Here is a 22,030-nt window from a genome sequence, read left to right as displayed (position 1 = left end):
CAACTTCTCTTTCACAAAGCTTTGATTTAATATTTAGTCATAACGTTGTATTTTCATCATTCATGCTATTTTCAGTGCCTCGCGTATTCGAAAATACAATGAAATACGTAAGAAATGGACATGGTTTTAAGGACAAGGATAGCAATGCAGACGCTCGATTTTGCCATCGTGGATTCACATATACATCAATGGGATCCATACAATACCCCACATGCCGCTTCACTTGCCGTGAAATTATTGGGTAAACATCCCTACTTGCTCGACAAAATGATGCGCTTAGTTAAGCCGCAAGAATTAATTGACACGGTTGGCTTAACCAAACATGTGACGACACCGTATTTGCCTAAAAATTATAAGCAAGATGCAGGACATTATTTGGTTGATCAAATCGTACATGTAGAAGCGAGCTGGCATGACCATAAAGGTAAAGGGGTAGTTGGTGAAACCAAGTTCATTGAATCCTTAGACTTTAACGCTCAAAAAATTAAACTTGGCGCCATAGTCGGCACTGCAGACCCATGTGACAGTAGTTTTAAGAAAATTCTTAAAATGCATAAACAAGCCTCCCCACATTTTCGTGGCATACGAAAAATGGCAGCTGTACATGAAGACCCGAAAGTTCATGCATGGACCAATGAACCGCATCTCTATACCAATAAAAAATTTATGAAAGGTTTTGAAGCTCTTGCTCAAATGAACTTAAGTTTTGATGCGTGGGTTTATTCAGACCAAATTCGTGATTTAACCGCTTTAGCACGTGCTTTCCCTGAAACATCTATCGTGCTGGATCATTTTGGGACACCTGTCGGTGCCTTTGGACCTGTCGGCTCACATACAGGCTTAACCCAAACTTCACGTGACAATATCTTGTTTCGTTGGAAAGATGATTTAGCTGAACTGGCAAGTTGCCCAAATGTTTATACCAAAATGTCTGGATTATTCATGCCTGTACTGGGTCATCAGTTTCATAAAGAACAACGCCTTGCATCCAAACAAGAGATTTTCGATTGCGCCTTTCCGCTTATTTCTCATGCTCTACAATGCTTTGGGAAATACCGTGTGATGTTTGGCTCTAACTTCCCGATGGATAGTGTGAGTGCATCCTTGGTGAATATTATTGACGCATTTTCAGATGCGGTCGCGAGTTATGATCATGATGCACTGACTTTAGTCTTCCAACAAAATGCCCGTCAGTTCTACCGCCTATAAGTTCGTTAAGATAATCTTACAATCAAGTCATACAATGCAGCTCAAAAAAAATCCTCCAGATGGAGGATTTTTTTATTAATTTTATTTTTGAGTAGATTTTGCGGCTTGACCATATTGGTCAGCCATCACCTCAACCAAACGCTCAGGTTGAATATATTTTTTGATGACAGCATTAACATCCGCTTTGGTCAAACTAGCAATGCGTTGATCACGCTTTTCACGATAGTTTAAATCACGACCTTTTTCTAACTGTGGAATCAACATACTATGAATGCGACGGTCATCTTCAAGTGCAGTTAAACGCTTTTTCAAAATACTGGCTTTGGCTGCTTCTACTTCCTGTTCCGTCACGCCATTTTTCAATAAGTTTTGCAACACTTTATGAACAGACTGAGAAACTTGTGCTGATTTACCCGCAGTGTAGTTTGCATCAATACTCAGTACACCTGAATTCACCCATTCATCAAAATTAATGTCTGCACTAAAACCATAAACCAGTGCATTCTTTTCACGTAACTCTTGAGCTAAACGTGAAGACAACTGTGAATCACCAAGTATGTGGCGTAATACTTGTAACGCAGGAGAATCGGTATGCTCTACACCTACAGGTAGAGTCATAATGGCTTGGTAACTACCAAACTCACGCTGTTCAGACAATGCATGCACTTTCTGTGCAGGATACGCTGTAAATGTAGACTCTAAGCGTTGATATGGCTCGCTGGTTTTCCAATCTGCAAATTCTTTTTTCAGAATTTTTTCTATTTGCTTGGTATCAAAATCACCTGTTACCGCAATTTGTGCGTGATGTGTTTTAAAGAATTTCTGATGTAACTGCTGCACTTGATCACGTGTAGCCGACTCAATTTGTTTTTTCGCAAGTTCAGGTTCGAAGTGATAACGAATATCCCCCGGTTTATAGATCTCGACAATACGCGACAGAGTCATTGCTGCAACGGTATCCGGCTCTGTATAAGGTCGATCCAAACTCGACAAACTTTGCGCTTTGATTAAATCAAATTGTGACTGTTCAAATGCTGGTGCTTTAATAACATCAATGAAATATTGCAAAAATTCAGCAAATTTTTCTTTACGAGCAACCACTTGAATCATCAGGCCATTATCATTTGCACTAACCGTTGCACCACCACCGACATCAATAATTTTATCGGCAATTTGCTGCAAACTTTGATCTTTAGATGCACGGAACATGAGATAAGCTGTCAAATCTAGCAACTCACCTTTATTCATTAAGCTTTGCGCTGTACCAAAATCCAATGCAATCGTAGCATAGGTCTTGTCGTCACGTGTTTTAGTTGGAAACAACGCATACTGAATGCCGTTTTTAAATTTAGCGCGCTGAATCTGCTTTTCTTTCTGATTTAAATATTGCTTAGACTCTGCAACATATTGCTTCACTTCAGCACGATAAACACTCGCATCTTTCAACGGCTCTTCTGCAGGCGCTTGCTGATCTAAAGTTTCAGCAGGTTTCGACGCAGCCTGTTGCTGTGCTTTCTTCTGGTCTTCAGGTGTTGGTAGAATATTTCCTGTGACACGGTATTCAGGCTTTAGAAAATCCTTATACACTTGATTCACGTCGCTTACACTCAGCTTTTGTACTTTATCTAAGTCTCTGAAATATTGAGACCAGTCCCCGTTATAAGCCACAGTATAAGAACTAAGACGCTCGCCAAGTGCTGTTGCGCTATTTTTGACATTGTCAGCCATATTTCGAGTCAGGCTTTTAACACGGTTCAGCTCAACATCATTAAAGGCTTTATTCTGCTCTACACCTTGTGCCAGACTGGTTGCCACTTTGTTAGCATCATGACTTGGGCCATATATCGCCCCCATAAACACCAAATTAAAATCTTTATCTAACCATGTGGTCGATTGAACTGCGGTTGCTGTCCCTGTTTCCACCATGCTTTGATACAAATGCCCACTTGGCTGTAAGGTATACAAAGTTGGAGATACCGCCAAAGCAGTTTTAATCGGTTCGACTGCACCATTTAAATAAATATTAAATTTGCCAAAGTCACTACCCTTATGAACAGTAAATTCGCGTTGCTTTAATTTCGTTCCATCTAATTTAGGGACTTTGGCCTGTTCAGGAATTTGACGTGCGGCAATTGGGCTAAATTGTTGATCAATTTGTTTTAATACAGCCGCTTTATCAAACTTACCAGAAATTACCATCACTGCATTATTTGGCGCATACCAACGGCGATAGAACTGGTTTAATTCGTTCATATTGATCGATTGAAGTTCTTTCAAATCACCTATCGGTAAGCGGCCTAAAGATTGATTGCCATAGGCTTCTTTTAAAACTTGGTCGATTAACACTGAAAATGGCTGATCTAAACGAATTTCACGTTCACGCTTAACGATATCAATTTCTGTCGGTACAAATTTTTCCTGAAGTACCAATTTATCCATCCGTTCTGCTTCCAAATGCAAAACTTGATCGATTGAACTTTGTTCAGGACGAATCACATTGGTGTATTTCGTTGAATAATAATCCGTACTGGCATTGGTCATCAGCGTGAATTGGTCTAAGCGACGCTGAAATTCATCACCTTTGACATTTTCAGTGCCTTTAAAGGCCAAATGTTCGAGCAAATGTGCCAAACCACCTTTGCCCGCAGGGTCATTTAAAGAACCCGTGAAATACACCGTATTCATAAACACTTTGCTTTCTTTATCGTTTTGCGCCAAAACCACACGAAAACCGTTATCTAATTTATATTCTTCAATGGTTTGTTCAGTTTTAACCAATACAGGTTGAGCAAAGAGGCTTGTACTTAAACCTGCAAAAAAAAGTGAAAGCGTTAAATGTTTAATACGCATGTAATTCAAGTGTCCTTTATATTTAGCATCGATCAGCGTAGTGCTGTCGATCAGATTGGTTTTGATTTTATGCTGAGCTTTTCAGGATTAATAGTTACTTTTTATTAAATACATGCCGCAGATTTCGACAGCATGTATTTGATTTATGTTCAGATATAAATGTCAGACTGCATATACAAACACGCATAGCCTGAGATTTCTATACGGTCATTTTCAAGCATTTGACAGTGTAACTCACCACCACGACTCGATGCTTGATACGCCAAGATTTGACGTTTTTCTAGACGTTCTGCCCAAATAGGCACGATTCCAGTATGAATAGAACCTGTAACAGGATCTTCATTGATGCCATTGCCCGGTGCAAAATAGCGTGAAATGCAGTCATATTGCTGGGCTGCCGCAGTGATTGCAACATCAGTGATCGTACCCGGCGCTGTGATGGCGGTGCGGATTTTGCCAAGACGTTTTAAAATTTCAAAATTCGGTTGTTCGTCCAAAACTTGTTGAGCCGTTTCGTATTCCACGATATACGCCTGCGTATTCAGATAAACCTGCTTAAAAGGTTGACTCAACCCTAGACGTAGCTCTTCAGGATATTCACTCACGACCTGTGCCCGACGCACAGGGAAATTCATCAGAATTTTTCCATCTTCAGCTTTATTTACGCTAAAAATACCGAGATTTTTGACATGAAATTGGATGTTTTTTTCAGCCGTATAAAACTCAAAAAGCACATAACTACTGGCCAATGTCGCATGTCCACAAAAGTCCACTTCAGTGGTCGGTGTAAACCAACGAATTTCATAATTACTGCTGTCAATTTTTTTCACAAATGCAGTTTCAGACAGATTATTTTCCAAAGCAATCTGTTGCATCAAGTGTTCATCTAACCATTCATCCAACACCAAAACCGCCGCTGGGTTGCCTTTAAATAACACTTGGGTAAATGCGTCTACTTGATACATTTTCATTGATTGAACTCCTGATTTAGTGATTTATATTAAAGGCTTTTGAAAATATTTCATGCGTTATATGCTATGTAGCAACACTTTTTAATAAAACATCTAAGTTTTAGATGAACTTAAATATAGGCACAATTTTGAAAACGCATATTCACCCTGTTCCTTTAGAAAAATCATACCGACTTTTAAATCATGGGCCGACTGTGCTCGTCTCTGCTAAAGACCAAACCCATACTGGTGTCATGACTGCAGCATGGGCATGCGCCTTAGAGTTCAATCCTGCAAAAGTGACAGTAGTACTGGATAAATCAACTAAAACCCGTGAGATTATTGAGAATTCAGGCTATTTCGCCTTACAAGTTCCGACACTAAAACAACTCAAACTGGTCTATGCACTTGGCATGATGAGCCAACGTGATGCGCCAGAAAAATTACGCCAATGTGGCATGGAATTATTTCAATTTAATGCCTCAGATATTCCTGTAGTTGAAGGTTGTGCTGCTTGGCTACTGTGCAAACTTATTCCTGAGCCGCACAATCAACAAGCGCACGATCTGTTTATTGGCGAAGTCATTGCTGCCTATGCTGATGACCGCGTCTTCCGTAACGGACATTGGTATTATCATGAAGTAGCAGATGAATGGAAAAGTCTGCACCATGTTGCTGGTGGGCATTTTTATACCATTGGTAATTCTGTATCTGTAGACGAGACACCAGACTAAAATAGCGCTGTGAGATATGTCGTTTATCTAGGGCTAAAAATGGATAATCATCCGTTTTGAGCATTTTCATGCTAAATTTAACTTAATTTAAAATATTGAATGAATGGATATGGCGTTTAAAATACATACATTGGATGTCAAAAATTCACTGCAAAATTATATTTGGCTGCTTGAACACACCGAAAGCCATGATGTCATTGTGGTAGATCCTACTGAAGCTGCCTTAGTCGAGCGCTATTGTCAGGAACATCAACTCAATCTTACACAAATTTGGTTAACGCATTGGCATAAAGATCACGTCGGTGGCGTACCGGAACTTATTCAGGATAAAAACATTGCCGTTTACGGTCCCCGTGCAGAATTAAGCCGTATTCCATGGGTGAATTATCCTCTCGATCATAATGACCGTTTTGAATTTCATGGGCTTGAAGTTGAAATAACAGCAACGCCCGGCCACACCCTCGGTCATATCGTATATTTTATCGATGACATTCATACGCTTTTCTGTGGCGATGTATTATTTGCTATGGGCTGTGGACGTGTTTTTGAAGGCACCTTTCAACAAATGTACGATTCATTGAACCGTATAGCCGCATTCCCTGCTGAAACTCAAGTGTATTGTACTCACGAATACACCCTATCGAATGCGCAGTTTGCGCGGCATGTTGAACCTGACAACCTTGCCATACAACAGCGGTTTGATGAGGTTGAATCCCTACGCATGCTCGGACAATGTACTTTGCCAAGCAGCATTGAATTAGAACTAGAAACCAATCCATTTTTACGCGCAGAAAGTGTTGAAGCATTTCAACGCTTAAGAGAACTCAAAGACAATTTTTAATTGGATTGCGAGTTATAAGCATTTTAGATTTCATCACGAATATACTGTTTTATTTGTGATGAATATTTCGGGACGATTTATCATTCTATATTTATAAAATTTGATTAGTTGCAGCAAACTCATCCAATTCAGCTTGAGTCACAACTCGTACGGCTTGCATTTCATCGATACGTACCATCAATAAACCACCTAATGCCGGTTGATAACGTCGTGCACTACCAAATGGTGTATATGCCACTTTGGATTGCTCCGAAAAGACCAACCAATCTTCATGTCCAAGCATCACCGCAACAGGCGTCTGTCCCGCTTGTTGCATCTGTTCAATTTTTGCTTTTACAGCGTGCTCAATGTTCTGCATGCGTTCAATCTACTTATACCAATAGAACATAGTATAAAAACTTTTCGATAAATCTTGATGAGAAATAGCATTGCAAGCTCACCTATCCAGCGAATTAGGCTTTGAACAAGCTGTTATTTGCAATCCACAACTGCATGCCCAAACAGCTGTGCATTCTAAGCCAAACAATCGTTTATTTTGCGCACAGCTTCTCTATAAACATAGTTCAGATTTTAAGCCAGCAGTTAAAACCCAAATTTTTAAAATACGTTATATTTACTTACATTAAGTTTAGCTTGTTATAAAACAGCGAGTTAAATAAGTTTATACCGTTTACAAGCCGATAATCTGTTTATTTATCCATCAAAATTTCATATTTTAAATAAAAGTTTTCCATTTCCCCTTTAAAAAATATTTTGACACCCCTATTTAATATTTTAATGATTGATAAGGAGTTCGCTCGTGAAAAAAGTGGTTAAAGCAAAAAATTTAGTTGCCTTCCGTCTTTGGTTAGAAAAGTTAGGATATTCTGTTCGTACACTGGCAGATAATCGTGGATTTACATTCAGTTTTAAAAAAGAATATGGTCTAGTGACTGTAGACTTGTCTGGTAATGCTTTGGCCATGCAGCTCGGTGAAGAGTTTGAAGATCATTTAAAGGCATAATCTTCTTTAAAATTTATTCGAACGATTAGAAATAAATGATTTAATTCGATTGATTCGAATCCGCATTTCTAAATTTGCCCGTATATTCGGGCTTTTTTTCACCTTTGTTTTACTGACTCATTTTAACGAGAGAAATTTCAGACCATAAAAAAGCAAGATTAGACATCTTGCTGTATCTCTTGGTTCATCATCTTTATTAAGATTTATTTCATTAGATTATGTTTTAAAAAAAACCACGTTTGAGACACTGATTTTTTCGAATTTCAAAAACAAAAAAGCAAGGTATAAAACCTTGCTTAATCTAATGGTGGGGACGGAGAGACTCGAACTCTCACACCTCTCGGCGCTGGAACCTAAATCCAGTGCGTCTACCAATTTCGCCACGTCCCCAACTCGGGTGCTGACAATGTCAGACTTAAATTTGTTTTAAAAACCTGTTTATTTGGCAACTTAATAAATTAAGTGGTGGGGACGGAGAGACTCGAACTCTCACACCTCGCGGCGCTGGAACCTAAATCCAGTGCGTCTACCAATTTCGCCACATCCCCAACAGGGTTGCTGACAATGTCAGACTATTTTTAAAACTTGGCAGAGGATCAAGGATTCGAACCTTGACGAACGGTTTTGGAGACCGTCATGCTACCATTACACCAATCCTCTGTGACCTTCACTACTAAACTCATGTTTAGTAATTCAGTGGTGGGGACGGAGAGACTCGAACTCTCACACCTCGCGGCGCTGGAACCTAAATCCAGTGCGTCTACCAATTTCGCCACGTCCCCGATGGCTGTGTATATTATAGAGATCACCCTTACATGACAAGCCTTTTTTATAAAAAAGCATCTTGTTTGTTTAAATAAAAAACAATAGTGCTTTTTTTGTATTTTTCTTAAGCAAATTCAGCAACTAAGTCGCTTTTTAAGCGATAAAAATCCACCAATCTGTCATTTTTTTGCTTCATCAACATGTGTTGCAATAGCTGACTAAACCCTTGATATTGCATTGGCAGATCAAGCTTTAAGCGTTGGCAATGTAAATAGGCCCAATCTTGATAGTTTTTTGCATCTAAACGCTGTGATGTCAGCCATTCCAAGAAAATAATCCCCAAAGCGTAGATATCACTGTGCAAAGATTTTGCTTGTCCATGGAAAAGTTCTGGAGCCATATAACGTGGTGTCGCAGTTAAGGCATTTTGCTGATCAAAATCTAATGGTAGCGCTTGCTCAAAGTCGATGAGTCTGCACTGCCCTTGCCAATTCACAAAATGCTCTTGTTTTAAATCTGCATGTATCCAACCGTGCAAGCTTAATCGTTCAACCACATCGAGAGCTTGCCATAGCACCTGCCTCACCTGTTCGATGCTCAAACTCGATGCAGGCTGTAAGAACCAAGGCTCAGCATTGGGCAGTATTAATAGGCGATCAATAGGCTCTTGCTGAATACTGAGATGCGACTGTTTTATCATTTGAAAAGGTAGTGTGATGCTGTTTTGTGTAGACGCTTGATTGAATAGCTGGTACAGCTCAATTTCTTGACCAAAACTAGCTACATGTTCAGGGCTGCTGTCACTGACTTGCGCCTTGAGCCAATAACGTTGTTGATTGAATTGAAATTGATATAGACGACGGCCAAAAACCAAACTTTTGGTTTTGGTTTTTGGCTCGCAAATGGTTTGCGCTAAATCTGTGGATTTAAACTGCAATAAATTCTGCATGTCGTTGACTGGATTCATTTTGATAATTTAATAATTCCAAACAATGCTGAATGGTCTTACCAATGCGGGCTTGCGTTTCGATTAATGAAATCTTCGGCCAAGTGGCTCTTTCACCTTCACGTTGCAATACTTTAAACAGGTAGGGTCGAGGATTTTGCAACATATAACTATAGTGTCTTAAGCCATATTTCCCCACAATATTGACATCACCATAGTAACGCTGATCCACCACGCCATAACCATGATCAAGCAACCGTCTTACCGGTGGAATACTTCCTGCTCGCTCACGGGCAAAATCCATCACCCCTTTACTAATTACCTTACCTTGACGTCGAACGATCCGCTCAGGCCAACTCAACATGCTTTTACGAAAGCGTGAAGCATCATCCTGCATAAACGGCACAATATGCGGATTGACCTGACTAGCGATACTGTAATTAATATTATACAAACGCGCCATTTTCTCCTGTGGGAAATCACTGCGCACACTGCCATCCACCCAACGCGTTGCCGACATATATGGCGTAAATTGCCCGTCATAACGCTTACTGGTCAGTCGTACCGGAGGAAATAGAATGGGCACTGCACAAGATGCCAATACTGCACTCCACACCAACAAATCGGGTGATGTATAGGCATTCATAATTCGTGCATCTTGTGATGCATCATAAGGCGCAACTGCCACATTGATATGCAGACCTGATTGCTTATATGCTTCGGCAAAAGTTAAGTCACCTAAGTTTTCAACCAAAAACTTTTTCAGATATTTTACATCTGCCAAACCGCCATTACCCTGCACTAACTCAGTCAATTTACGAAAGTGAAATGCCTCACTAAAGAAGTTTTGTCCATTTAATAAATTGGTAAATTCTGATGGTTTAGATACACCCAACATCCCGGTCATAATGGCGCCAGCACTGGAACCAGACAGAACTTTTGGCATCAAATCTTGTTCCATCAGTGCTTTACACACACCGGTATGAAACAAACCTAAAGTTGAACCGCCTGAAAACATCAAAACAGGTTGACCATAGGCTTTTTGGCTTTGTTCAAAGAATTCAATTTTTTGTGCAGCATCAAGACAAACGCATTCTTCAGATGCGATAAATGCCAAACTTTGACTCACCTCATCAACATAGTCTTCAATAATTTTTTTGGTACCGACGTAGGCTTCTGTAAACAGCAAGGGATGGGCAATATTGCCCACATCATAAGTTAAACCTTCACTTAAAATGTACATCAAATCTCGAGTACGTTTCTGAGCACGATATCGTCTCAGCAACCCTAAACGATGAGTGATAATTTCTGCATCAAAATACGGTGAACTATTATCGAGTTTCCATTCTTGCGCACCCGATTCTTCATCTATTTTAAGTGCGATATCTTTCCATTCTTCATAACACTCAGCACGGTCAAGCTGACGCTTTAATTTTTTTATCCGATATGCCTGATGTGGATTAATACTTTTTGAAAACCCTGTAAACAACATGACTATCCCTCAGCACATTTTAAACTGTTCACTCGGCTAGATTTATAACAACTTTTTGGTTGTTCGAATAGCGCTGATCTGCCAGAACAATCATTTAACTTTGACATATTTAGGCGATTATAACTACATTATTGATGTACACTGCTGTCATATACTAACCAACAACAAGACACGACAAGCTGACTTATCATGGCTACAATTGATTTACCTGACAACATCCTTCAATCACTATCTACTGTACTCTTACAACTACAGCACAGTTTGCCTGAGCTTAAAAAAGCACCCGATTTTTCGAGTATCGCGTTTAAATGGCAAGATAAACAGCTTAAAGCCATTCAACAGCCCAAAGTCATGTATTTAGAAGATTTAAAAGGAATTGAGCGTCAAAAAGAAAAAGTGATTCAAAACACTTTACAGTTTTTAAATGGCTTACCTGCCAATGATGTTTTACTCACTGGCTCTCGTGGTACAGGTAAATCATCCATCGTCCGTGCTCTGCTCACCCATTATGCAGACCAAGGTTTACGTTTAATTGAAATTGAGCGTGATGATTTATCTGATTTGCCAGAAATCCAAAAGTTGATTGAACATCGCCCTGAAAAATTTATCGTATATTGTGATGATTTGGCATTCAATGCTGAAGATGAAAACTATCGCAGTTTAAAAAGTGTTTTAGATGGTTCATTACAATCAGGTTCGAGTAATTTTATTATTTATGCTACCAGTAACCGTCGTCATTTATTGCCTGAATTTATGCACGAAAACACACCAATTACCCGTGTAGATGTGCCTCAATATACTGAGCTCCATCCACAAGAAGCGATTGAAGAAAAAATATCTCTTTCTGACCGCTTTGGGATGTGGCTGTCTTTTTATCCAATGGATCAAAATTTATATTTAGAAATTGTTGAACATTATTTGGCTAAAGCCGAGATGCCATGGACAGATGAAGCGCGTGCTGAGGCACTACGTTGGTGTCAAGGTCGTGGGCAACGTTCAGGGCGTGCTGCTTATCAATTTTCAAAGCATTGGATTGGGTCAGAACAACTTAAACAAGCCTAGAGCCAAAAAACTAAATAAAAAAAGAACCGCTATAGCGGTTCTTTATTATTGAATATGACAAATGATTCTTTAATTCTGACAAATAGGTGGAAGGACAGAACGAATACCTAAACCATTGGCAATTTTCTGCACTGTGTTTACCACATTAACATCATTAGCTTGATATGAAACCAACTGAATACCCATCGGCAGTCCACTTTCACTTTGAGCCATTGGAAAAGCATAACTTGGTGCATCTAAATAGTTAAATGGACGCGTGTATTCACCCACATGACTAAACTCGATATCCATTGAGCTAGACACAGCTGCAAGGAATGGGCTCACTGGAAACAGCAAACATTGACCATTTAAAGAAGCTTTAAATGTTTGCTGAAACTCAGTTCGCTGTGCAATCAATGACTCGTATTTTTCCTGTGTAACACTCTTACCGCGCAGCACACGCTGACGAACTAATTCCCACATCTGTGTTTCAGCATTTTCAGCTGTATCGCCATGATATAAATAACTTTCATAAGCAATAATGTCAGACGTCCGGTCCGATAAATCATGAAAATCGAAATGTGCAGGTGGTTGCCAGTTTTTAATTTCGATTCCCAATGATTCAATGCGTTTTAGCCCTTCGCGCCAAAGGGTTAATACCTCAGGCTCAAGCGGATATGGAAATGCAGATTCATCTAAAGCATAAATTACATTTTGACTTGATGCCGCTCCAACATCTACATCCATCAATACATTGACTAAAGCGCTAATATCATCTGCAAATCGTGCAAAAGGCCCTAGAGTATCTAAAGTTTTGGATAAAGGTACTGCACTCGTGTCGGCAATTTTATGGGCTGAAGGTTTAAAACCAAATATGCCATTTAATGCTGCTGGTGTACGAATCGAACCACCTGTATCACCGCCAAAGGCCATAGGACTAAGACCACTAGCCACAGCAACCGCTGAACCTGAAGATGATCCACCCGGTGCAAATTGCTGCTCTGCCCACGGGTTTTTAGGTGTGCCTTGCATTGGATTTTGACCAGACAAACCAAAAGCCAACTCGGTCATTTTAGTTTTACCTAAAATCACAAAACCTAAATCTTGTAATTGATCAACCAGTTTACAGTTCGCTTGCGCTTTTTGATCTAAATAAACCGTACCTGCATAGGTGATATGACCCGCTACATCCAGATTATCCTTTAGTAAAATTGGCACACCATGAAATGGACTCAATCGTGTGCCTTGCTGAAGCAACTCATCTAAATGTTGTGCCTGTTGCAAAGCCTCAATTTCGAATAATTCCGAAATACAATCTAGATGTTTAAATGTTTGGTTTCGATCAATATAAAATTGAACTGTCTCTACTGAAGTTATCTTTTTGCAGGCAATCTGGCGACCAAGCTCAAGTGCAGATAAATTCACAATATTCATTTTATATCTTCCAAACCTTTTCCTGCCGTTTCAGGCATTTTCATAAATGTGATTAATGTTAATAATGCGCCAACCAATACCATAAAGTAGAAATAATCTTGTTTACCAATACTTTGTAGCCAAGTTAGCACATACGGTGTTGTGCCGCCGAGTAAAGCCACCATCAAGTTGTAGGGTGCGCCAATGCCAACTGCACGAACTTCTGTCGGAAACTGTTCAGACATGACAGCTGGGCCAATGGAGGTATATAAAGCATATAAAACCAAGCCGAAAAGCTCGACCAATAAAATTGATGCAAACGTGCCATCCATCCATTTAACGATTGGATAAAAGAACACTAAATATCCCACAGCAAACACGATCAACTGCGGTTTACGCCCAATTTTGTCTGATAGCCAGCCAAATACAGGCTGACACAGCATAAAGATAATTAAGCCAACAGTATTTGCAGCAAAGGCTGTTTGTGGCTCTGCGCCTAAAACTTTAATGGCATAGGTCGGGACATAGACCACAAAAATATAGAATGCAAATGTTGTTAAGATAGAAATACCCACAATACGAAGCGTTTCTTTCGGATGACGTTTAACCAGTACTACCAAAGGATTTTTTACTGATTCTTTTTTATGGGTCATTTCGCTATCAGGTACTGATTTACGAATCCACATCCCCACCAAGCCGCCAATCGCACCCAAAATAAATGGAATACGCCATCCGTATTCGCTCATTTGCGTTTCAGTTAAAGTACTTGTTAAAGCCCAAGCAAGACCTGAGGCCATCAAAATACCAATCGCTGAACTGAAAAACATAAAGCTTGAATAGAATCCGCGTTTATTTTTCGGTGCCATCTCTGAAAGATAAGTTGCCGCTGAAGCGAACTCACCACCCAAAGATAAACCCTGAAGTAATCGCGCTAATACCAAAATAATCGGCGCAAAAATACCAATTGATTCATAGGTTGGTGAAAGACCTATCATCAAAGAACCACCTGCCATCATTATGATGGTTGCGGCCAAAGCTGCTTTTCGACCATAGCGGTCAGAAAAGATACCCAATACGATTCCACCTAATGGACGCATGAAGAAACCTACAGCAAAAATTGCGAAGGTCGCAAGCAAGGATGCAGTTGGATCATCTGAAGGGAAAAATTGTTTCGCGAAAAATACTGCAAAAGTTGCATAAATCGTCCAATCGAACCATTCAATAGCATTTCCTACAGTTCCTGCAAGAATAACTTTCTTTTGTGATACATTTCCTTGTGTGGAAATTGAGTTTTGCATTTTTGACTCATCCATAAGCGTCTCATTTAATATTTAGACATAAATACAGGTTGTATTTTATTTTCTAGACTTAAATTTAGATTATAATTAGTTTTTAGACAAGTCAATCATCATGAGTGAATCTTTTAGTTTCGACGAAATCGATACTGCATGCATCAAAGCTCTTATCTCCAATCCGAGAGGATCATGGCGAGAACTGAGCCAGATTAGTGATGTCCCTGAAAAAAAGCTGTCTCGACGTCTAGGTAGATTGCTAGATGACCAAGTTATACGAACTGCAATTGAATTAAATCCTGTGGTTGCCAATAAGGGTTACACCGTTCATGTCTGGATCAGTGTGAAATTTGGGAAGGAAAAAGAAGTTGCGCAATTTTTTGCAAACCGTCCAGAAGTACGCATTGTTTTTCTAACCACAGGACTTGCCGATATTTTTCTTGAAATTGGATTAGAAAAGGCCGCCGATCTCTCTGTTTGGATGCATGATTTTGTTACGCATATTCCGGATATTAAAACCGTAGAAACCCAAGCCGTATTAAAACCATTTACTTGGGCAAGCAAACCCAAAGCTTTAGAAGGTACAAGCGATAAAAACGTCAATTTTAGAAGTTTGACTGAAATAGAGTTAAAACTGATTCATGCTCTGTCTATTGATGGGCGTTCATCTATTAAAAGTTTGGCAGAGCAAATCGAACTCAGTGAACATAAAACTCAGAAATTATTGAATGATTTATTGGAAGAAGGCATTTTCAACATTCGTGTCGATGTAGAACCCAGTTTGATGGGCTATAAGTCCGAAGCGATTATTTTGATTAAAGCTCGTCCAGATGCAGCAAATCAAATTGCCAAAACCTTGTCTGAACTTAAAAACACACGCTGCCTATTTGGCATTAGTGGAGATTCACAATTTTTCTGGCATGTCCTATGTAATGATTTAAGTGATTTATGGAAACTCATTACAGAAGATCTTGGTAATTTTGAAGGCATTCAATCTTGCAATACCAACATGGTGACATTGGCATTAAAACGTGCAGGATTTATGCGAAAAATCAGTAGCGCGCAGTTATTTTCAAATTTAGATTAAAAAAAGAACCGCAAATGCGGTTCTTTTTTTAACGATTTTTACGCTTCGTTTGGATTACTTAATTCCGTCATCGACCAACGCGGTGTAGTTGTAACAGACAAACCATCATGCTGACCCGCTTTAAGACGCTGATAACCTGCAAACGCAATCATTGCACCATTATCTGTACACAGCGCAGGTTCTGCATAAAACACATTTGCACGGATTTTTGCCAAATCAGCCTCTAAGCGCTCACGTAAACGCTTGTTTGCACTTACACCGCCGGCAATAACTAAACGTTTTAAACCCGTTTGTTTTAATGCTTTCACTGATTTTTTCACCAATGTGTCAACCAACGCTTCTTGGAATGATGCAGCGATATCCGCCTCACGACCTTCGCCTTCAACTTTTTTCAATTGAACTGAAACGGCAGTTTTTAAACCACTAAATGAAAAATCTAAACCTTGGTGTAGCATTGGACGTGGAAATTCAAAGGCATTGATGTCGCCATTGATCGCCAATTTCGAAATATTTGGACCACCTGGGTATGGTAGACCCATCATTTTAGCGACTTTATCGAATGCCTCACCTGCTGCATCATCAATCGACTCACCCAATAATTCATATTGACCAATTCCATAAGCAGCCATCAATTGAGTATGTCCGCCAGAGACTAAAAGTGCCACAAATGGAAATTCTGGTGGAGTTTTAGACAACAAAGGCGCCAACATATGACCTTCCATATGATGTACACCAATTGCAGGTTTATTCAGTGCAAATGCCAACGTACGACCAAACAATGCGCCTGTCATTAATGCACCCATCAAGCCCGGCCCGCGAGTATATGCGATGGCATCAATTTCAGATTTATCAACTTTACTTTCTTCAAGCAATTGTTTTAATAACGGAATTAACTTACGCACATGGTCACGTGAAGCTAATTCAGGTACCACACCACCATATTCTGCATGCAGTTTGATTTGGCTATACAATACTTGTCCGCGTAATCCTTGCTCACTATCGTAGAGTGCTAGTCCTGTTTCATCACACGAAGTTTCCAAGCCTAAAACGATCATTAAACTGCCTTTTGCCCATTTCAAAATATTGCGAAACCTATTATAGACTTGTGATATGAGATGTAAATGAGTAAAATACTGACCTTCACTTGTGATCAAGGGTAATTCGACCCGAGATCTTATCCATAACTTAATGAGGATTCTTCATGCCACAAGTTAAATTGAAAGAAGGCGAACCAGTAGACGTAGCTATCCGTCGTTTCAAACGTTCATGCGAAAAAGCGGGTGTTCTTGCTGACGTTCGTAAACGTGAATTCTACGAAAAACCAACTCAAGAACGTAAACGTAAAAAAGCTGCTGCTGTTAAACGCTACCAAAAGAAATTGGCTCGCGAATCAGTACGTACTACTCGCCTTTACTAAGATTAATTTGTGATTGATTGACTAACTTGGACAAGATAAATGACTACTTTAAAAAACCAAATAACTGAAGTTTTAAAAGCCGCTATGCGTGCTAAAGAAATGGACAAGTTAACGGTAATACGTAGTCTACAGGCAGCAATCAAGCAAATCGAAGTCGATGAGCGCATAGAGCTTGACGATAAGCAAGTTCTTGCGGTCATTGAAAAGCAAATCAAACAACGCAAAGAATCGGTTAAAGCCTTTTTAGGTGCAAACCGAGATGATTTAGCTAGTAAGGAACAAGCCGAGATTGAGGTGTTATCTCAATTTCTACCAGAAGCTATGACTGAGGAAGAACTTGATTCCATCATTGCGCAAACAATTACTGCGCAAGAAGCTACTAGCATGAAAGATATGGGTAAGGTGATGAACTCTCTACGTCCGCTCATAGCCGGACGTGCCGATCCTGCACAAGTTTCAGCTAAAATTAAAGCGAAACTCTCTTAATCTTTCATCTATATTGTTTGATTTGGTCTATTTAAGTACGCTGATGACTTAAATAGCCAAATTATCCAAATTCAAAAATAATTCAAATACATACATCATTTATTTTTTCTTTATTATCTAACGATTTCATACTTACAAATATCTCGCCAACTTCCATCTACTGGATTTTGAATTGCCGCTTCATCGATTTCAATCAATTTAAAATCTGCTCGTTCACATAGACGTCGCGCTCGCTTGTTTTCCACATCTACAAAAGCGTTTAATTGCTGAAATCCTAGACCATTTAATAATTGATCCACAAATAACTGCAAGGCTTCAGTCATCAAACCCTGCCCTTTAAATTCAACATTTCCCCAAAATCCAACGTTAGCTTGGTTTTCCATCCAATTGATTTGATGAATATCCATGACACCTAAAAAGTTATGCGACTGTTGCTCACGAATCACATAAACAAAATTTTCCTGATTTAACGCAGCCAACACTCTCGAATCACAAAATGCCAATGAAGCATCTAAATTAGGTTCTTGTAAGGACCAAGCCAAACTTGCAGGAAACATTCGTAAGGTTACTATACTTTGACAGATCGCTTCATAAAGTGCTTTTGCATCGTGACGCTGAATCAACTGAAGCGTGATTCTGCCATGACTCATATCAAAATCATCGAGTTTCATTTTTATTCAGTTTCTCGTGATGATTTAAAATGCTTATAAATTTATTTTTAATTTAGGACACATTGCACATTATATTTTTTTAATAATTGCATCTCTTTTGATGCGATCACCTGCTGAATCACATCCTGCTTATTCATATTACGGTACTCACGATCTAAAAATGCACGATTTTCGTCTGCAGCACGATAAAGATCATTCACATAAGTCTGAACAATACCGCAGTATTTCACTTGCTGGTCTGCTTTAAATCCCTGTTGCTGCGGATCTAACTGACTAAAAAATTGGCGTACATCGGTTTTATATTTTTCGTTAATATCATTAACAGCAATCACATATTGTTCTGCGCTAGCTGCTGCAATATTCGTTGCTAAGCCCAACAGACAGGCCGCCAAAATCATATTTTTCATTTGTAAGTTCTTAATCATAAATATTTTACATCCAGCTAGTTTACACTGATTTATCTAAGCCACTAAAACTACAATTTGCACTTTATAATCGACATAGATAAGTGCATCACAGTTGAAATCTTTATATTTTTAATTTCCGTTCATTTTGCATTTCGTCTACACGCTGCTTAATTTTTGCAGCAAGACTTTTCGAGTCTTTGGCGATGCGCTGCGCCTGTAGCAAAGATTTAATCGCCCGTTCTTCATCCCCGCCCCAATACTCTACTTCAGCTCGATATCGCAGCACATTGACCGAACGGAAGCTTGCATCTTTGTCTGCATCAGCCATTTGCAACATCAGTCGCCAACCACTCAAGTCGCGTGGATTTGCTTGTAAAAATCGCTGTAGAATCAGTTGTGCTTGCGCATATTCTTTGTTTCGAATCAAAGCCTCTGCATATTTATAATTTAATGCACGATTTTCAGGCATGATGATTGCCGAACTTTTCACAGCGTTCACAGCATCGGCTGTTTTGTTTTGTCCCAACAGCACATCGGTCTGTAAAATCGTAAAAAGTGCATGCGATGCATTTTGTTTTGCTGCTTCATTTAATAACTTTTGAGCAGCACTAAAGTCACCTTGCTTAATATGCAAGCTCACCAAAGCCAACTCAGCTGCATAATTCTTTTGCGCCACCATCGCATTTAATTGCAATTCAGTCGCCTGACCTGACAATACTCGACTATACCAGCGCAGAATTTCAAAATCTTGATCAACCAAACTGGTTTTAACTTGAGGCAACTGATTGGCACGTAAGCGCGCTTCGCTCATACGCTCCGTGGTTAAAGGATGCGTCAACCAAAAATCAGGCAGAAAGCTCACTCGACTCGTAGAGCGATGCATCACCTCAAAGAAGTCAGCCATACTCTGCGGATTGTATCCAGCACGGTACATATACTGCATCCCAATACGGTCTGCTTCACGTTCTTGGTTTCGGCTATAGGTTAGCTGTTTATCCATCAAAGCGGCTTGTGAGCCCATCATTACAGCCGCACCGACATCACCATCTGCCTGTGAGGCCACCAAGGCGCCGACCAAAATACCAGCTAGTGACAATAAACCTTGCCCTTTAAAGGCTTCTTGTGAACGACTGTAATGACGTTGTGATACATGTGCAATTTCATGCGCCATCACCCCTGCCACTTCATCCATGTTACGTGCTGAATTAATTAATCCTGCATTTAATGCAAATAAACCACCAGGTACAGCAAAAGCATTAATTTGTGGATCATTAATTAATAACAAACCAACCGGTTGATTGAGTTGAGTTTGACTCAAAATATGCGTAAAGACAGATAAAAGACGATCTTCCATCCACGGATTTTCAGTCACAGGGAGTTGACGATGCACCTCACGATACACTTTCTCACCAATGGCACGTTCTTTTTGTTGATCCAACAAGCCGACGCCACTACCAATTTCAGGCACAGAAAATTGTGGGGATGAACTAAAATCTACGGACTGCGTCTGCGCCAATGTCGAACAAAGCCCGAGACCACATGCCAGTAAAATCTTTTTCAAAGTCTATTCTCTAAATTTCATATTCGTACTTCATCGAATATAGCATTGAATTTTGGTGAATTATGGAGAAAACTGTTGTGATTGTTTATTCAAATTTTGGATTGACCACATAGCGTGGCGCGCGTTCATGTACCAAAACATCCACTAGATTTTGATAAGCCAATTCCGCCATACGTTTACGAGTTGCCGCTGTTGCTGAACCCACATGGGGTAATGTCACGACATTGGCTAATGTAAATAATGGCGATTCTTGAAGTGGCTCTTGCTCATACACATCTAAGCCTGCTGCAAAAATTTGACCACGACTTAATGCATCGATTAAAGCGGTTTCATCAATCACTGAACCGCGTGAAATATTGACCAATACAGCATGCGATTGCATCAAGGCCAACTCACGTTCACCAATTAAAGCTTTCGATTCTGCATTTAAATCCACTGCAACGACCACAAAGTCAGCACGTTGCAACAAATCATCCAAATCGCAATATTGCGCTGATAACGATTCAGCCAATTCAATTTTTTCTCGGCGATTATGATAGAGTACATTCATATTAAAGCCGTAGCGAGCACGACGCCCAATGGCTGCGCCAATATGTCCTAAGCCAATAATACCAATAGTTTTAGCAAAGACATCCATGCCAAATTGCTCAGGGCCCACTGTACGCTTCCACTGCCCTTGTTTGGTCCATTGATCCAATACAGGCACTTTACGTGCTGCACTCATCAATAAGGTAAATGCTAAATCTGCTGTAGTTTCCGTCAATACATGCGGAGTATGGCTCAACCAGATATTTTTTTGATTTAAAAATGCTAAATCATAGTTGTCATAACCGACACTTACACTTGAGATGACTTTTAATTGTGATGCATGCGCTAAATTTGAGGCATTCAACAAACGTCCCGCACCAATCATGGCGTCAGCATCTTTTGAATGCTCAAGAATTTGCTGATTCACATCGCCCAATTTAGGACTAATTTGGAAAACTTTAAATTGCTGTTCTAAACTTTGGATTATTTCTTGATCTATTTGACTAAAAACCACTACTTTTTTTTGCATAAATTTTCCATTTACGTAATTTAAGTATTTTGTCCTGCCTTATTTTGCATAAATTGCCATAGGCGTTTTTTCAATAAAGGCTGTTCAATCATTTGCTGTAAAGATGCCAATGGATACACCTTCGCATGCTCTAAATGCGGAATATCGCCTAGACAAATGACATTTTTATCCAAGCTCATCGCATCGATAAAACCCTGTACATAAGATGCTGCACCACGACCATCTTGCAAATTCACCCAGCCAAAAGGCCACTGTAAAGCAAAGAAATCGGCACTGACTGCGCGCTGAATATTGCTCCACAAAACTTGCTGCTCTGCCGTTAATTCTGTGGCATCAATGACAATGACACAGTGCATTAAACAGATGGCTTCTAAGTTAAACGAAGGGATTTGAACAATTGGACGAATTTCAACAGGCTCAACAACCTTTGGTTCATCTTTAGGTGCTTCTACAGGTTGATTTACAACAACATCAACGTTCTTTTTAAGCTCAGTCTGTGATGAAACAGGCGTTGGCTGAGGCGCATTTTTGAGTAGAATTTCAGAGACTATTTCAGGAGCCGCCTGATCTCGCCAAATATTTGAGCTAAATTGCTGACACGGAGCCGCCTGAGGAATCCATACATCAATTCCCATTGCCGCCATTATGCTTCGCTGATGCCCAATCATGCTTTCATTTTCACCTATTCAAGGCTTGATATTCTAACGGGATTCACTCTGTTTTGCTGAACTTTTATAAATCAATTAGATCATACTATTTCTTTAAAGATTCTGTAGACTTGCTCAGACTAATTTTGACTTAAAATTAA

21 protein-coding genes and 4 tRNA genes are annotated in these 22,030 nt (G+C 39.7%); 8 read left to right on the top strand and 17 right to left on the bottom strand.

The genetic code is table 11. The features are described from left to right. The first annotated feature begins 144 nt into the window (after positions 1 to 144). A complete protein-coding gene (locus FTU29_RS00865) occupies positions 145 to 1,209 on the top strand; it encodes an amidohydrolase (protein ID WP_180119843.1) in 1,065 nt (354 codons plus the stop codon). An 81-nt stretch (positions 1,210 to 1,290) separates the two neighbouring features. Here FTU29_RS00865 and FTU29_RS00860 read toward each other — a convergent pair whose 3' ends face one another. Then, positions 1,291 to 4,059 carry a pitrilysin family protein gene (locus FTU29_RS00860; protein ID WP_180119841.1) on the bottom strand — a complete coding sequence of 923 codons (2,769 nt, stop codon included), beginning with the start codon at positions 4,057 to 4,059 and terminating at the stop codon, positions 1,291 to 1,293. A gap of 149 nt (positions 4,060 to 4,208) precedes the next feature. Beyond that, positions 4,209 to 5,030, bottom strand: coding sequence for a PhzF family phenazine biosynthesis protein (locus FTU29_RS00855; protein ID WP_078193606.1), 822 nt, complete (start codon positions 5,028 to 5,030; stop codon positions 4,209 to 4,211). A 104-nt stretch (positions 5,031 to 5,134) separates the two neighbouring features. Here FTU29_RS00855 and FTU29_RS00850 point away from each other — a divergent pair, with 104 nt between their 5' ends. Together FTU29_RS00850 and gloB are read left to right on the top strand one after the other, a co-directional pair. After that, complete coding sequence (locus FTU29_RS00850) at positions 5,135 to 5,743, top strand: flavin reductase family protein (RefSeq protein WP_180119839.1); 609 nt, start codon at positions 5,135 to 5,137, stop codon at positions 5,741 to 5,743. A 109-nt stretch (positions 5,744 to 5,852) separates the two neighbouring features. Further along, positions 5,853 to 6,584: a hydroxyacylglutathione hydrolase gene (gene gloB / locus FTU29_RS00845; RefSeq protein ID WP_180094232.1), complete on the top strand. Its 732-nt coding sequence runs from the start codon at positions 5,853 to 5,855 to the stop codon at positions 6,582 to 6,584. Positions 6,585 to 6,675: 91 nt separating this feature from the next. Here the strand turns inward: gloB and FTU29_RS00840 are convergent, their stop codons facing one another. Further along, positions 6,676 to 6,942, bottom strand: a complete 267-nt coding sequence (locus FTU29_RS00840) for a hypothetical protein (RefSeq protein ID WP_111883866.1) — start codon at positions 6,940 to 6,942, stop codon at positions 6,676 to 6,678. Between the two features lie 441 nt (positions 6,943 to 7,383). Here FTU29_RS00840 and FTU29_RS00835 point away from each other — a divergent pair, with 441 nt between their 5' ends. Further along, positions 7,384 to 7,587, top strand: a complete 204-nt coding sequence (locus FTU29_RS00835; RefSeq protein ID WP_078188846.1) for a hypothetical protein — start codon at positions 7,384 to 7,386, stop codon at positions 7,585 to 7,587. A gap of 305 nt (positions 7,588 to 7,892) precedes the next feature. On the opposite strand, the gene FTU29_RS00830 is transcribed toward FTU29_RS00835, so the two are convergent. From FTU29_RS00830 to FTU29_RS00805, 6 genes are all read right to left on the bottom strand, one after another. After that, positions 7,893 to 7,977, bottom strand: a tRNA-Leu gene (locus tag FTU29_RS00830). 73 nt (positions 7,978 to 8,050) lie between these two features. Beyond that, positions 8,051 to 8,135 (bottom strand) — tRNA-Leu (locus FTU29_RS00825). 38 nt (positions 8,136 to 8,173) lie between these two features. Next, a tRNA-Trp gene (locus FTU29_RS00820) sits at positions 8,174 to 8,247 on the bottom strand. A gap of 37 nt (positions 8,248 to 8,284) precedes the next feature. Then, a tRNA-Leu gene (locus tag FTU29_RS00815) sits at positions 8,285 to 8,369 on the bottom strand. Positions 8,370 to 8,476: 107 nt separating this feature from the next. Continuing rightward, positions 8,477 to 9,301, bottom strand: a complete 825-nt coding sequence (locus tag FTU29_RS00810) for a protein kinase (RefSeq protein ID WP_180119838.1) — start codon at positions 9,299 to 9,301, stop codon at positions 8,477 to 8,479. Next, positions 9,279 to 10,790, bottom strand: a complete 1,512-nt coding sequence (locus FTU29_RS00805) for a DUF3336 domain-containing protein (RefSeq protein WP_180119836.1) — start codon at positions 10,788 to 10,790, stop codon at positions 9,279 to 9,281. Before FTU29_RS00805 ends, FTU29_RS00810 begins: the two co-directional genes overlap by 23 nt. A 189-nt stretch (positions 10,791 to 10,979) precedes the next feature. Here FTU29_RS00805 and FTU29_RS00800 point away from each other — a divergent pair, with 189 nt between their 5' ends. Beyond that, on the top strand, positions 10,980 to 11,852 hold the full coding sequence (locus FTU29_RS00800; RefSeq protein WP_180063101.1) for an ATP-binding protein: 873 nt from the start codon (positions 10,980 to 10,982) through the stop codon (positions 11,850 to 11,852). Positions 11,853 to 11,921: 69 nt separating this feature from the next. On the opposite strand, the gene FTU29_RS00795 is transcribed toward FTU29_RS00800, so the two are convergent. Beyond that, positions 11,922 to 13,265: an amidase gene (locus tag FTU29_RS00795; protein ID WP_180119834.1), complete on the bottom strand. Its 1,344-nt coding sequence runs from the start codon at positions 13,263 to 13,265 to the stop codon at positions 11,922 to 11,924. Then, a complete protein-coding gene (locus FTU29_RS00790) occupies positions 13,262 to 14,557 on the bottom strand; it encodes an MFS transporter (protein ID WP_180119832.1) in 1,296 nt (431 codons plus the stop codon). Before FTU29_RS00790 ends, FTU29_RS00795 begins: the two co-directional genes overlap by 4 nt. A gap of 97 nt (positions 14,558 to 14,654) precedes the next feature. Between FTU29_RS00790 and FTU29_RS00785 the strand changes: the two genes are divergently transcribed. Beyond that, positions 14,655 to 15,623 (top strand): Lrp/AsnC family transcriptional regulator, encoded by a 969-nt coding sequence (locus FTU29_RS00785; protein ID WP_180023872.1) that lies wholly within the window; start codon positions 14,655 to 14,657, stop codon positions 15,621 to 15,623. A gap of 38 nt (positions 15,624 to 15,661) precedes the next feature. Here FTU29_RS00785 and tsaD read toward each other — a convergent pair whose 3' ends face one another. Beyond that, positions 15,662 to 16,678: a tRNA (adenosine(37)-N6)-threonylcarbamoyltransferase complex transferase subunit TsaD gene (tsaD, locus tag FTU29_RS00780; RefSeq protein WP_180119830.1), complete on the bottom strand. Its 1,017-nt coding sequence runs from the start codon at positions 16,676 to 16,678 to the stop codon at positions 15,662 to 15,664. A 146-nt stretch (positions 16,679 to 16,824) separates the two neighbouring features. Between tsaD and rpsU the strand changes: the two genes are divergently transcribed. Both rpsU and FTU29_RS00770 read left to right on the top strand, forming a co-directional pair. Further along, the gene (rpsU, locus tag FTU29_RS00775; protein WP_001136722.1) at positions 16,825 to 17,040 is read left to right on the top strand and encodes a 30S ribosomal protein S21; all 216 of its coding nucleotides are present in this window, start codon (positions 16,825 to 16,827) and stop codon (positions 17,038 to 17,040) included. A gap of 39 nt (positions 17,041 to 17,079) precedes the next feature. Beyond that, positions 17,080 to 17,526, top strand: coding sequence for a GatB/YqeY domain-containing protein (locus FTU29_RS00770; RefSeq protein WP_078193617.1), 447 nt, complete (start codon positions 17,080 to 17,082; stop codon positions 17,524 to 17,526). Positions 17,527 to 17,639: 113 nt separating this feature from the next. Here FTU29_RS00770 and FTU29_RS00765 read toward each other — a convergent pair whose 3' ends face one another. The 5 genes from FTU29_RS00765 to FTU29_RS00745 form a co-directional block, all read right to left on the bottom strand. Beyond that, positions 17,640 to 18,197 carry a GNAT family N-acetyltransferase gene (locus tag FTU29_RS00765; RefSeq protein WP_180119828.1) on the bottom strand — a complete coding sequence of 186 codons (558 nt, stop codon included), beginning with the start codon at positions 18,195 to 18,197 and terminating at the stop codon, positions 17,640 to 17,642. A 47-nt stretch (positions 18,198 to 18,244) separates the two neighbouring features. After that, positions 18,245 to 18,604 (bottom strand): hypothetical protein, encoded by a 360-nt coding sequence (locus tag FTU29_RS00760; protein ID WP_180119826.1) that lies wholly within the window; start codon positions 18,602 to 18,604, stop codon positions 18,245 to 18,247. Between the two features lie 121 nt (positions 18,605 to 18,725). Further along, complete coding sequence (locus tag FTU29_RS00755; protein WP_180119824.1) at positions 18,726 to 20,165, bottom strand: M48 family metalloprotease; 1,440 nt, start codon at positions 20,163 to 20,165, stop codon at positions 18,726 to 18,728. A gap of 85 nt (positions 20,166 to 20,250) precedes the next feature. Next, positions 20,251 to 21,222, bottom strand: coding sequence for a D-glycerate dehydrogenase (locus FTU29_RS00750; protein ID WP_180119822.1), 972 nt, complete (start codon positions 21,220 to 21,222; stop codon positions 20,251 to 20,253). 20 nt (positions 21,223 to 21,242) lie between these two features. Further along, on the bottom strand, positions 21,243 to 21,890 hold the full coding sequence (locus FTU29_RS00745; RefSeq protein ID WP_180063108.1) for a hypothetical protein: 648 nt from the start codon (positions 21,888 to 21,890) through the stop codon (positions 21,243 to 21,245). Positions 21,891 to 22,030 lie beyond the last annotated feature (140 nt).

It is taken from the genome of Acinetobacter sp. YH12086 (assembly GCF_013419345.1).
Taxonomy (GTDB): Bacteria; Pseudomonadota; Gammaproteobacteria; order Pseudomonadales; family Moraxellaceae; genus Acinetobacter; species Acinetobacter amyesii.
Note: the sequence above shows the minus strand (reverse complement) of the source record. Positions and strands in the feature narration are given on the sequence as shown.